Source organism: Streptomyces sp. NPDC046870 (assembly GCF_040704595.1).
GTDB classification, from domain to species: Bacteria; Actinomycetota; Actinomycetes; order Streptomycetales; family Streptomycetaceae; genus Streptomyces; species Streptomyces argyrophylli.
The window spans coordinates 653109-665349 of sequence record NZ_JBEYXM010000001.1; the positions used below are offsets into that span (position 1 = coordinate 653109).

The 12241-nt window shown below is 71.2% G+C and carries 13 protein-coding genes; 4 read left to right on the plus strand and 9 right to left on the minus strand.

Annotation, left to right across the window (positions count from 1 at the left end; all coding sequences use genetic code 11):
* Positions 1-1771 precede the first annotated feature (1771 nt).
* A complete protein-coding gene (locus AB0946_RS02915; protein WP_366758842.1) occupies positions 1772-2857 on the minus strand; it encodes a hypothetical protein in 1086 nt (361 codons plus the stop codon).
* A gap of 284 nt (positions 2858-3141) precedes the next feature.
* Between AB0946_RS02915 and AB0946_RS02920 the strand changes: the two genes are divergently transcribed.
* Together AB0946_RS02920 and AB0946_RS02925 are read left to right on the plus strand one after the other, a co-directional pair.
* Positions 3142-3570, plus strand: a complete 429-nt coding sequence (locus tag AB0946_RS02920) for a hypothetical protein (protein ID WP_366758843.1) — start codon at positions 3142-3144, stop codon at positions 3568-3570.
* Positions 3571-3994: 424 nt separating this feature from the next.
* Positions 3995-4957: a D-2-hydroxyacid dehydrogenase family protein gene (locus AB0946_RS02925; RefSeq protein WP_366758844.1), complete on the plus strand. Its 963-nt coding sequence runs from the start codon at positions 3995-3997 to the stop codon at positions 4955-4957.
* Positions 4958-5096: 139 nt separating this feature from the next.
* Here AB0946_RS02925 and AB0946_RS02930 read toward each other — a convergent pair whose 3' ends face one another.
* Positions 5097-5675 carry a DUF2087 domain-containing protein gene (locus AB0946_RS02930; protein WP_366758845.1) on the minus strand — a complete coding sequence of 193 codons (579 nt, stop codon included), beginning with the start codon at positions 5673-5675 and terminating at the stop codon, positions 5097-5099.
* Between the two features lie 200 nt (positions 5676-5875).
* Between AB0946_RS02930 and AB0946_RS02935 the strand changes: the two genes are divergently transcribed.
* Positions 5876-6169 carry a chaplin gene (locus AB0946_RS02935; RefSeq protein ID WP_366758846.1) on the plus strand — a complete coding sequence of 98 codons (294 nt, stop codon included), beginning with the start codon at positions 5876-5878 and terminating at the stop codon, positions 6167-6169.
* Between the two features lie 100 nt (positions 6170-6269).
* Here AB0946_RS02935 and AB0946_RS02940 read toward each other — a convergent pair whose 3' ends face one another.
* The 7 genes from AB0946_RS02940 to AB0946_RS02970 all read right to left on the minus strand — a co-directional run bounded on the left by AB0946_RS02940 (position 6270) and on the right by AB0946_RS02970 (position 10916).
* Positions 6270-7136: a tyrosinase family protein gene (locus AB0946_RS02940; protein WP_366758847.1), complete on the minus strand. Its 867-nt coding sequence runs from the start codon at positions 7134-7136 to the stop codon at positions 6270-6272.
* Positions 7120-7623 (minus strand): tyrosinase family oxidase copper chaperone, encoded by a 504-nt coding sequence (locus AB0946_RS02945; protein ID WP_366758848.1) that lies wholly within the window; start codon positions 7621-7623, stop codon positions 7120-7122. The genes AB0946_RS02940 and AB0946_RS02945 overlap by 17 nt, the downstream gene beginning before the upstream one ends.
* A gap of 101 nt (positions 7624-7724) precedes the next feature.
* Positions 7725-8237 (minus strand): hypothetical protein, encoded by a 513-nt coding sequence (locus AB0946_RS02950; protein ID WP_366758849.1) that lies wholly within the window; start codon positions 8235-8237, stop codon positions 7725-7727.
* A gap of 225 nt (positions 8238-8462) precedes the next feature.
* Positions 8463-8975, minus strand: coding sequence for a DUF5949 family protein (locus AB0946_RS02955; protein WP_366758850.1), 513 nt, complete (start codon positions 8973-8975; stop codon positions 8463-8465).
* A gap of 169 nt (positions 8976-9144) precedes the next feature.
* Positions 9145-9432: a hypothetical protein gene (locus tag AB0946_RS02960; protein WP_366758851.1), complete on the minus strand. Its 288-nt coding sequence runs from the start codon at positions 9430-9432 to the stop codon at positions 9145-9147.
* A gap of 133 nt (positions 9433-9565) precedes the next feature.
* Positions 9566-10504, minus strand: coding sequence for a hypothetical protein (locus tag AB0946_RS02965; RefSeq protein ID WP_366758852.1), 939 nt, complete (start codon positions 10502-10504; stop codon positions 9566-9568).
* 172 nt (positions 10505-10676) lie between these two features.
* Complete coding sequence (locus AB0946_RS02970; RefSeq protein WP_366758853.1) at positions 10677-10916, minus strand: chaplin; 240 nt, start codon at positions 10914-10916, stop codon at positions 10677-10679.
* A gap of 214 nt (positions 10917-11130) precedes the next feature.
* On the opposite strand from AB0946_RS02970, the gene AB0946_RS02975 reads away from it, so the two are divergent.
* Complete coding sequence (locus tag AB0946_RS02975; RefSeq protein ID WP_366758854.1) at positions 11131-12225, plus strand: DUF3344 domain-containing protein; 1095 nt, start codon at positions 11131-11133, stop codon at positions 12223-12225.
* Positions 12226-12241: the final 16 nt, after the last annotated feature.

The following is a 12241-nucleotide window of genomic DNA, read 5'->3' on the forward strand; positions in this document are numbered from 1 at the left end:
CATCGGGTTGTCAGTAATGCCACCGATTGGCGCCGGCTCCATAGTCGCAGGTGATCTCGCGCCCTGCTGCGTCCGTAGTCGTCGCCCCCACGTCGATGTTCCGGCAGAACTGGCCAGCGTGGTAGCAGTTACCGGCGTTGGATCGGATGCCGCACAATTCCGTCGTGTTGGAGCTGTCCGATGCGGGCGAGCTGCCAGCCGTCGACGTGCTTCCACCCGAGCTGGAGTCAGAACCGCCCTTTGAGGACGATTCGTGATGAGAGCGAGACCGTGGTGGCGAGGCGCACGCCTCGTTCGTCTTCAGAACCGCGAACGTCAGAGTCCCGGCCCTCTTGGCGCCAGCATCAGGAAACTGCCGGCACACTTTCCAGTTGCCGAGGTGAGACGGACTGCGGTTCAGGTCGCTGAGGTCTGTGTACGTCACCGACCTGACTTGGTGCTTGCGGGCGTCCGCCACAGCCTTCGCAAGGTTCCACTGCTGGTAGTCGCTCAACGGTGCCGAAAGCGACGGAGTCGCCGAGGATCTACCCGAGGGAGAGGCAGTCAGGCTAGGCAACGTTGTGGGCTTGGCGGATGCGCTCCTGACGTGGTCACCGCCAGCGCCCCCCGCTCCGATGGCGAAGCAAGCCGCAGTTCCCACCGCCAAGGCTCCGTAGGCCAGAAGTCGCTTCTTCGCCCTGCTCTTCGCGCTCCGAGCAGCGTTGGACTTGGTGAGTTTCCTGTCACCAACATGCTCGACAAGTCGCTCTCGTTCCGTCTTCGGGCGACGTGGCGGAGGCGGCACGATCCGCTCGGGAATCTTGACCTGGATGGTCTGTTCGCTGCGTGGCACCCAGTCGAGTCGCCGCGCGTCCATCTCTGCGCGGAGTGCTTCCAAAGCCTCCTGCTTCGCCAGCTGGGGATCCGGTGCAGAGAACGGGAACCGGCGGGACCAGTCACTCTTGTGGCAACGCGCGCAGTTGGAAACGCCTTCGCCGCTGACGCGCATCAACCGGCCTACGCCGTGTCCACAATGCGGGCACGTGTGCCTCACTTCGAACATGGTCCCCCTCCCCTGACCTGCACATATTAGGGCTGTACTTCAACGCCCTTCTGCTTGGGCGGCCAGTTGTTCGCCGGGGCGGCGATGGCGAAGCACGAAACCTTTGATAGATCACCTGCGCTGAACGAGACGATCAGGATGCCGCGCGGCGCGGCCCGCCTCAGCGGGCGGTCCACAAGTGAGCCCCCGCGAGCAAGCCCTCGCTCGCGACGACCCTCACCTGGCGAGTGGGATCATCCATGGGTGGCAGACATACGGCTCCCCCGCGGTTGGACTCTTCAGCGAATCCGCGATGTCTCGGGAGACCAAGAAGCCGCCGCCCTGGATCCCGATCGGCCAGTGAAGTGGGTCAGCGTCGGCGAGGCCCACGAGATGCCACACCCAGAAGTCGTCCTCGGGTTCCACAGCCTGTGCCTCGTGAAGCCTGTCGATGACGACGACTGGTACATGGGCAGCCTGTACGACGACGGCAGCATCGACTGCTGGACCACCTACGGCGACCTGTACGAGGCACTACGCGGCCTCTAGAAGCGTGCTCCACGGCGACGTCGCGCTTGAGTGTCTCACCGCGTGACGGCCACGACGGACAACCGCGAACAGCCGCCATCGTCAGCGGACCATCAGCGCAGGCCACACACGCAGCAAGCAAGAGCAGCGCTCATACCGAGTTGCTTCGGGATCAAGCGGCCGTCGTGCCAGGCCGTGCGGTACTGAGGGAAGCGGCAGTATCTAGTCGGCCATCAGGTCGTTCTCAACGGCGGGAGCCAGCCTGGCGAGCCAGTGCTGCGTCTCGGTCGATTCCAGGATGCGGTCGAGACGGAGGGCCGGCGTCATGTGCTCGAACACTCGACCCGCGCCCATGGCGTAGTTGCCGTTCGGCGGGTGCAGGACGAGGACGCGGGTGCCGTGGAGGAGGCCTATGTCGGCCGGCACGCCTTCCGGGCTGATGTAGGTCCCCTGGCCGTCGAAGAGGCGGAAGCAGCGGATCGCCGGGTCGTCGGGGCCGAGGTACGGGTTGCCGCTGGTCGCCGCCTCGACCCAGGAGCGCGCTGGGCGGTTCCCAGCGACCAGGCCCTGTCCGGGGTCCCCGACGAGCCGATCGGCCAGGAGGATGTGCAGCTGGCCGTTGTCCCCGACACCACTCATCGTGAGGGCGTATCCCCAATGTGTACGGGGGTCGATGACGATCAGCGGCTCGTCGTCAAGGACAGCGGCCAGCGCGCCGACCCAAGCAGCGCGCTGGGATCGATGTGCGACCGCTGCGGCATGTTCGCGCAACTCGGCTTTGACGTCGCCGGGGACGGCCGCACGGAAACTCGCGTCCGCCATGACGGTGATCAGGGCTTTGAGCCAGTCCTCCATGTCGAACCAGGACATGGCGACGCGGGTCATCGTGTTCTTGTCGAGGCCCCGGCGCCATCGGGTCAGCCTGGTCAGTGTCCGCACCAACTGGTGTGTGCTGGCACTCACCGGTTCGGGCAGCGGCCGCCCGCGCGCTGCTTTCTCCCAGAAGTCCGGCACTGCCTCGTTGAGCATCATGGCTTCCGAGGCACGCTGCGGCAGCACGTCGACGAGAGCCATGGGGGACGCGCCCCACTCGACGCAGGCGCCGGCCAGCACCGCGGTCATGGCGAAGTCCCCGCCAAGACCCGGCAGCAAGGGCGCGAGGGCTTCCACGGCAGTCGTCAGGCTCTCGGGCCCTCCCGCCCGAGCGGTATCCGCAAGCCGCTTCATCGCGGCTCGGTAAGCGGGCGCGGAGCCCGACCTCATGTGCGTGACGAGTTCGTCGACCAGGCGCGGTATCTCCGAGGGCACCGGGGGAGGTTAGCAGCGGTGATGGCCCGTTCAGAGTGGTCATACGCTGGCATCTCCGACGGCAGTGACGGCGGCACTGACGGCGACGTCGGCGGACGTCAGCGGCATTGAGCGGCCTGACGCCGTTCCGGCGACAGCAAGGGTCTCCGGCTGGCACTTCAAGCGGTCACCCGACCCCGACGCCGATCCTGGGCGCCAGCCCTGCGTGACGAACCGGACCAGCACGCCGAACGCAGGCCCCGCCGAAGGAGTTTGCCACCCGCGCGAGCGGCAAGGCGGACTCTATGAGTCAGTCGAACAGCGGCACGAATGGAAGTTCCGTATCCAAGCGGGGTGCGTCCGCCAAGGCGCGGCAGGCCACGGCGAAGGCGACTGCTCCCGCGTCACAGGCGGCGGACAAGGCGGCCGAGAAGACCGGTGACGTCGCGTCGGCTGCCGCCCGGAAGGCCGAGCCCGTGGCCTCGGCAGGCACGGCGGTCGTGCACGGTGCGGCCGAGCGGGTCCAAGCCGGGCGCCAGGCCGTCGTCGCCGCCTCGGGCCAGGCCGTGGCCTTCGCCAAGACGGCCTGGACGGCGGTCGCCCATCGAAAGGCTCTCGCCGCCGGTGTGGGCGCGGGCCTGTCGGCGTTGGGTGCCACGTCATACCTGGCGGGTCGTCGCGCGGTGCGCCGCACGCACGGTCCCCTCACCCGGCTGACCGGCGGTCGGATCTGAGCAGTATCCGGAAGCTGCGGCCGGGGCGGCGACGGCACTCGGTGATCCGGCGCGGCACCTGCGAGGTGCCGGCGGCGCACACCGACGACGTCCGCTCGCGTCTTCCCGGCGCATGGCCGCAGCTTCGGATCCCGCTGCGGTGCCGGTCCAGCCCTCCCACCCGGGAGGGCTTTTCGCTGGTCGGGGCGGAGCATGCGGCGTTAACGTTTTTACTGGTCAGCCGAATGTTGCCAGGTTCCCTCACTTTGCTGAAGCCGGCCACCACCCCGCAACGAGCCACGGCGGCCCCGGTGGCCCCCGATGTTCATCGGAAGGGGCATGGCTCGGCAGACGGAGGCGGTGAGAGGGGCCGTCGGGTGGTGCGGGACCCGCTGGGAGGGGTGTTCGGGGGCGCGCTAGAGTCGCCGGACGGGAGGGAGATCTCGTGCGACTTCGCTGCGTGGTGCTGGACGACTTCCAGGGTGTGGCGACCCGGCTGGCCGACTGGGCGGTGATCGAGGACCAGGTGGAGGTCGTCGCGCTGCGCGAGCACCTCGCGGGAGAGGACGCCCTCGCCGCCGCGCTCGCCGGGTACGACATCGTCGTGACCTTGCGCGAACGCGTCCCTTTCCCCGCCTCGCTGATCGCCCGCCTCCCCCGGCTGAAGCTGCTCATCGCCTCCGGGATGCGCAACAGCGTCATCGACTACGCCGCCGCCGAGGCGCACGGCGTCACCGTGTGCGGTACGGCGAGTTCCAGCACCCCGCCTGTCGAGCTGACCTGGGCGCTGCTGCTCGGCCTGGCCCGTGGGATCGTCCAGGAGAGCAACGCGCTGCGCGGGAACGGGCCCTGGCAGTCGACCGTCGGCGCCGATCTGCACGGGCGCCGGCTGGGTCTGCTCGGGCTGGGGAAGATCGGCGCCCGGGTCGCCCGGGTCGGCCTCGCCTTCGGGATGCGCGTCAGCGCGTGGAGCCAGAACCTCACCGAGGAGCGCGCCGCAGAAGTGGGCGTCGAACTCGCCGGGTCGAAGGAGGAGTTGCTGCGCGACAGCGACTTCGTGTCCGTCCACCTCGCCCTCGGTGACCGTACCCGCGGCCTCGTCGGCGCCGCCGAGCTCGCCCTGATGAAGCGGACCGCCTACCTCGTCAACACCTCCCGCGCCGCGATCGTCGACCAGGACGCTCTGCTGGCCGCGCTGCACGAGGGACGTATCGCCGGCGCCGGCGTGGACGTCTTCGACATCGAGCCGCTGACGGACGGTCATCCGATGCGCTCCGCGCCGCGCCTCCTCGCCACGCCCCACCTCGGCTACGTCTCCCACGCCAACTACACGACGTACTACGGCCAGGCCGTGGAGGACATCCAGGCCTATCTGGCGGGTTCCCCCGTACGCCGGCTGCCTGCCTGAGGACCGGAACCGGCCGGGCGGCACGGTGGGACGGACGGGGCAGGCGGCACGGTGGGACGGACGGGGCAGGCGGCACGATGTGGCCGAGCGGCCGGGCACCACTGCACGACCGGTCCCTCAGGCGGCCCGGCACGGCTCGTCAAGCGGCCGGGGGCCGTACGCGTTCGTAGACGCCCTCGCTCCGGCGCAGTTCGTGCAGGTCCACGAGGTACCGCCGGAGCGTCACATGGTCGATCTCGTCGGACCCCTCGCACCAGGCCCGCAGGCGTTCGTTCACGACCCGTTCCGGGTAGGCGACCCCCGGCTCGAAGGTCCGCTCCGCGATGTGCCGCAGCACCTGCTGCTTGCGGGTCCACTGGACCGGCAGCCGGAGCAGACGCCCGTCCCGGACGAAGGTGCCCACCACATCGCCCGGGACAGGGCGCGCGGAGCGCTCCGCTGCGCGCGGGCGGGCGAGTTCGCGCAGGAGGTCGTGGGCGACGGCCAGGCCGTCCTCCGGTCCGTCCGTCACTGCGCCCTGCTCGCGCAGTCTGAGCAGGGCGAGAGCCGTGTCCTTGAGCGGGAGGCCCGCCGTCTCGGCCACCTGCCGGGTGCTGCGCGCGCCCAGCGCCACCGCCGCGAAGGCCCGCAGCCTGTTCTCCTCGGCGAGCAGACCGATCAGCTGCCGTGACCGCTCGCCCGCGTCGGGGACGTCGCCGGGAACGTTGTCCGTGTCCATACCCGGAGGGTAGGGGCGGGCCCCGGCCGACGCCCGTGAATTAACCCCGGCCCGCCCGGCAGCCCCCACCCCGCCCAGCCTGCCTGTTAAAAGAGTGATCCCCCGCTGATCACCGTGACCAGCCCGGTGCGGCGCCGTTGAACGGGAAGTGCGGCGGCTGCTCCGCCGTCGCGTTTCCCGAGCTACAGAAGGAGAACGTGATGTCTCGCATCGCGAAGGCAGCCGGTGTCGCGCTCGGCACCGGTGCAGTGGTGGTCGGCGGGGCCGGGCTGGCCCTGGCCGACGCAGGTGCCGAGGGTGCGGCCGTCGGCTCCCCGGGCGTGGTGTCCGGCAATGTGATCCAGGTTCCGGTGCACATCCCGGTCAACGTGTGCGGGAACACCGTGAACATCGTCGGGCTGCTGAACCCGGCGTTCGGCAACACCTGTGTCAACGACGGCGGCCACGGCAAGACCGGCAACCCCGGTCCTGGTCAGGGCGGCTACGGCAACTGAGCGGGCCGACACCCACAGGCCAGAGCCCCGGCACCCCGAACGCCGGGGCTCTTGCCGTTCCGGCCCGGTACGCGGGCCCGTGCGCACGCGTACCGGCTGCTCACGCGTACCGGTAGATCCGGCTCACGTCCTCCAGCTGGTCCGGCGTCTCACTCCACGGCGGCAGCTTCTCGTGCCGGGCGATGACCCGGTGGTGCTGTGTGTCGGAGCGGCCGGGCGGCTCGGCCGGGAGGTAGCGGCGGTTGCGGTGGGCCCGCTGCCAGCGGTACCACTGCAGGTCGAGAAAGGCGTGGTGGAGCCAGAACACCGGGTCGTTGACGGACGCGCCGCCGAGCATGGCGCCGCCGACCCACCGGTGCACCCGGTTGTGGTTCCTCCAGGAGCCGCTGCCGCTGCCGGTGCCCCAGCCCTCCAGCTTGTTGCGGAAGCCCTTGCGCACGGTCGAGTCCCAGGGCCAGGCGTCGTAGACGGGGTCGTCCAGCGCCCACTGCAGCTCGCCGCGGGTGGGCAGCTGGAGAGGTGCGGCGGAGCGGCCGAGGTCCCGGGTGAGGAACTTGCCGTCGGTGACGCCCTCCCTGAGGGTCCAGTGGCCCGCCGCGTAGGCGAACGGGCCGGTCATCACCTGCCGGTCGGAGCGGCGGCCGTTCCCGCCGAGCAGGTCCTTCGTCCACGGCACGGAGGACCTCGTACGGTCCCGGGTCCAGTCCCAGTACGGCACCGTCACCGAGGAGTCGACGCGGCGCAGTGCTCGCTCCAGTTCCAGCAGGAACCTGCGGTGCCAGGGCAGGAAGGACGGCGCCATGTGGGCGGTGCGCAGCCCGTGCTCGCCGTCGGCGGTGTAGAAGTCGATGTGCAGGCGCACGAACTCGTCGTACTCACCGCGCCGTTTCAGCGTCAGCAGCGCGTCCACGAACCGTCGTCGCTCGCCGGCGGTGAGCGTGCTGACGTCCTTACGCACGTACGCCATGCCGGCCCCCCTGGTGCGCCGGTTCCCCGGTGCCCGCGCCGAAGTGTCCGCCGAACGGGTGCGGCGCCAGGTCGCGCAGCCGTTGGCCGGGCCCGATCTCGTCCACGGCCGCCCGGGTCGCCTCCAGCGGCGTCCGGTACGACGTGTAGTGGTCGATCATGCTCAGCCAGGTGCCGTCGGCCCGGCGCATCAGGTGCAGCGGGCTGCCGTCGACGGTGATCCGCCACTCGGTGCCGGTCTCCTCGTGACCTGTGGCGGGCACCGGGACACCGCGGATACGGCGGCCCCGGTAGCTCTCGTCGAAAGAGCTGCCGCCGGGGTCCTCGGCCGGGGGCGCCGGCCGGGAGGCGGCGACGAGCGGTGCCAGTGCCAGCGCGGTGGCGGAGGCCAGCAGCCCCCGCGCCATCTCCCGCCGGGACGGTCCGGCCGCCTTCGCCCCGGCCCGCCGCTGCGCACCGACCCCTGCTCCGCCCATGCCGACGACCATGCTCGCTCCTTCTGTGGTTCACGGTGTTCGTACCGGCTAACCGGCCGGGAGCGCGCGGAGTCACCGTCCAGGGGCCATACGGCGGGTACGGCCGCGCCCGGCTACCGTCCCGGACCCGTGCCGACGCCGCCGTCCGCGGTGGTCCGCAGGACGGGGGGAAGGACAGCCGCCCGCGGAATCGTGGCGCCCGGCAGCCCGGCTCCGCCCCCGTCGGGTGCGGTCAGGGGGGCGTCCAGGGACAGGCCGGGAGTGAGGGCTCGCAGGTCGCCGGTGGGCGAGTCCACGTCGACGTGGTCGAAGCCCTCGTCCAGGAGGTGCGGCAGCGGAGCCCTGGCGTCCAGGCCGGGCAGCCCACTGGTCACCGGCAGCCGGGGCAGGGTCCGGTCCGGGAGGAGCCGGCCCGTGACGTACCGGGGTCCGTCGGGGGCGCCCGGCTTCAGCAGCGGCAGCTCGGCGCCGAGCCTCGGCACCTGCGTGCCGAGCGCCGTGGAGGCGCCGCCCAGGGGCACGGGGACGGGGGCCGTACCGGCCGCCGCGGCCGGGGCGGCTGCCCCCACGGTGGCCGCGACGCCCGTGACGACGGCGGCAAGGATTCCTCGGGTGGTCGGCTTCATGTCAGGTACGGTCCCTTTCACGATTGCGGGGGTTGGAGGTCCGTACCGGGTAACGAGCGGAAAACGCCTTCATTTCACGATTCCCCCGAGTGCCGTAATAGTCGGCTCGTCGAGAAAGCTCGAACCCGTCCGCGGCGACGGTCCGGGAGGCCGGCAGGCCGAACGGCTCCGGTGCGGGGCGGACGAGGGGGCGAGCCCGCCGCTTCCGGGCCGCGCACCGGGGCGTCAAGCACGCAGGCTGCGGGCGGGCAGGTAGACGTGCGCGGCGGCGTTCGTCGTTTCCGGGGCTCCCGCGAACGCGGCCAGCTCCGCGCCCGCGACCGGCTGGCGGGGGCCGATCGTGGGGCAGACGCGCGTGGTGAACATGAAGTAGGTGTAACCGAGTTTCCCGACCGCCTCCAGCCACTCCGCCGGCGGCGTGACCTGAGTGGTGACGTTCGGCATCTGCAGGACGATCTGGCCGGCGACGACCAGCATGCTGACCTTCAGGCTCGGCCGGGTGGTGCCGTCGACGGGATCGCCGCCCACCGGCAGGCGCATCTCGTCCAGAAGCCGCGCCACGGCGGCGGACGCGCCCTCCGGGCCGCCCGGACCGTCGCCCAGAGAGCAGGCGAGCAGGCAGGGGGTCCTGCCCGCGCCCTCCTCGTTCCTGGCCATCCAGGCGAGCAGGGCGAGCGTACCGAGGTCGGTGGCACGGAAGGGGCGGAAGGGGTGGATTTCGCTGGATACTGAGGTCACCGCGCGACCCTATCGACGGGCCCTGGCGTGCCCCGGCCGCTCGTCACCCTTCCGGAGCAGTGTCCTGAGCCACTCCACACGATGGAGGGATGCGGCCCCGTCACGCAGCGCATACGCCGAGGGCCGGCTCCGCGTGGCTGCGGGACCGGCCCGGACGGGGCGGAGGGCGTCAGCTCTTCAGCGGCAGACCACCGAGCAGCGGCCGGTGGTTGACGGATGTGGTGACGTCCTTCAGGTTGCTCAGCACGGACTCCTTCTTCTCCGTGTCGAGCGCGTTCGACTGGTGCTGTAGCGGCATCAGGTCCTTCACGGTGGGCGGCTTCTGCGTGAGCTGGGCGAGCGCGCCGTTGACGCTCATCGGCGGCAGGTGGTGGGCGTCGTAGGCGAACGCGGGTGCGGCGACGCCGGCAAGGGCCACGGAACCCGCGACTACGGCGGCGGCCTTCAGGGACTTCATCGTGTTCCTTTCTTCGGCAACTCACGTCACCCAAGGGTCTCTGACGCCGTGTCTAACGATGCCCGGCCGGGCCGGAAACTCCATGTGCAGAAGACATATGAAATTGCCGTGCAGCCGCCGGAAACCATCCGCCTCAGCTGGTCGCCGACGGGCTCGGCTCCGTGGGGAGGCTGGGCAGTGAGGGCAGGGATTCGACGCTGGGAGCGGTCGTGTCCTCGTCGAGGAGCGTCGGGTCCAGCAGGCCGGCCAGACCGGACACCACGTCGGTGGCGGACGACAGGAGCTGGTCCAGCTGCCCGGTGACCGCCTTGACCAGATTGTCGATCGCGGTCTCCAGCTCGGACAGCGCGTCATCGGCCAGGTCGCGGGAGGCGGGCGGGTCGACGAAGCCCGGGTGCCGCTCGGCCGCCCGCGCGGTGAGGGCCGCCGGGGCGGCGGAGACCGCGGGGGCCGACGCCGACGCGGCGGCGGTGGGGCGCGCGGGTTCGGCGGAGGTCGCCGGCGCGGTCGGCGTGGCGGTGGTGGGCTTCGTGGGCGTGGCGGAGGCGGTCGGAGACGAGGGGGCCGTCGCGGGCTTCGCGGACGCCGTGCCCGTCGCGGGCTTCGCGGACGCCGTGCCCGTCGCGGGCGCCGAAGGAGCCTCGGGTTTCACGGTGCTCGTCGCGGACGCGGGGGCCGTGGGCTTCGCCGATGCGGCAGGAGCCGCGGATGCCGTCGGCGTCGCCTGGGCGGGCGCCGTCGGGGCGGCGGGCTTCGGGTCGCCGGCGGCCTTGACGACGGCCTGCTTCGCCGCCTCCCCCAGCCGTCCGGCCTCGCCGGCGGAAAGCCTGCCCTTCTCCAGCGACTGGTTGAGCAGGTCGACGACCGGGCCGAGTGCGGGAGCGGCGGTGCCAAGGGCCCTCGCCCGCGCGAGCAGCTTCTCCTTCTCCGCTGTCTGGACGGGCGCGCGGGAGGCGGCACGGTCGTGCCCCCGGGACGGGTCGGCGGCGACTGCGGCCGGGCCGGTGATGCCGAGCAGGACGGACGCGCACAGGACGGTGGACGCGAGACGCCGGACAGGCAGATCACGCATGGGTGTTCCTCTCGGTGAACGGTGGGGACCTATGACCACCGTCAATTCACCGATCAACCTGCGCAACCGCTCGCGCACGCCTGGTGATCCATTCGGAGGAGCACAAAACCGGCCGGCCACCCCGCGACGTGCACGCGGGGCGGACGGCCGGCCGAAGGGCTGCGTCCCGACGTCAGTCGTTGACGCAGGCGTTGCCGAACGCGGGGTTCAGCAGGGCGATGACGTCGACGGTGTTGCCGCACACATTGACCGGGACGTGGATCGGGACCTGGACGACGTTGCCCGACAGCACGCCCGGCGACTTGGCGGCGGCGGCGCTCGCGCCGGCGTCGGCGGAGGCAGCGCCGGCACCGCCGGCGACGGCCGCGACGGCGGCGGAGGTCAGGACCAGGCCCTTCGCGATACGCGACATGGAGAGGTGCTCCTTGGGATCGACACAAACATCCGAGCGGATGCCCGGCGCAGTGTCAACGCGCGGCGCTGCCAGGGGTTGTGCCGCCAATGGGGTGACATGAAGGCGGACTGCCTTCACCTTTCCAACACACTTGCAAGCTTTGTCCGTATTTATAGGTATATCGACTAGAGTTGCGGATCTCCTCAGTCCGTGCGAAAGGGCACCGCCGGTCATGCGCAATCTCCTCGGTCCGCTGCTGCGTACAACGGCGGGCGCCCTCGCCTGCACCACTCTCGCCGCCCTCCCGGTCCTGGCGACCCCCGCCGCGGCCCGGACCGGCACACAGCCCTCCCCCGAGGTCACACCGGTCTTCGCCCTGCGCCATCACGCCGTGCAGCGCGGCGGCTTCGTCCGCGCGGCCAACGCCTCCCTCAGCTGCCGCGCGTCGGAGGCGTCCGCGTGCCAGGCCGCGCGGGCAGGACGGGCCGGGGGGAGCGCCGACTTCGACATGGCCTACGTCGACGTCGACAACGACCCCCGCACCTACAACTCCTCCCGGGCCGAGGTCCGCGTTCCCGAGGGCGGCCGGGTGACGTACGCCCGGCTGTACTGGGGCGGCAATCCGCTCGCCGGCGAGCAGAAGCCACCGCGTGACAACGGACGGGTACTCGTCGCCGGACCGGGCGGCACGTACGAGGAGGTCCTCGCCGACACGGTCGAGGGCCACCGGGTGGCAGACGGCGCGAACGCCTTCCAGGCCTCGGCCGACGTCACCCGGCTGGTACGGCAGAGCGGCTCGGGACTGTACACCGTCGCGCAGGTCAGCATCGCCACGGGCAGGCCGGCGGCCGGGGCGTGGGGCGGCTGGACCCTGGTGGTGGCGTACGAGAACCCCGCGGAGCCGCTGCGCGAACTGGCCCTCTGGGACGGTCTGGACTCGCTGGACACCCCCGTCGACGTCCGGCTCGCGGGGATGCGCGTACCGGCCGGGGCGGGTGGACGCGTCGGTCTGGTGGCGTACGCCGGCGACCGGGGCAGCGTGGGCGAGACGTTCACGCTCTCTGTCGGTCCCCGGCGTACGCCCGTCGCACTGCACGACTCCGTCAATCCTCAGGACGACGTACTCAACTCCACGATCAGCGAACCGGGTGACGTACCCGTCCGGCGGATCCCCGACTACGCCAACACGCTCGGCTACGACTCCGACATGTTCGATCTCGGCCGGGCTCTGCGGCGCGGTGGTGACCAGCCTGGCTTCCGGCTCGTTTCCCACGCGGACGCGGCATGGGCCGGCGCGCTCTTCGCCGCCGTGGACACCCGTGAGTAAGAGGCGCGTTCACGAC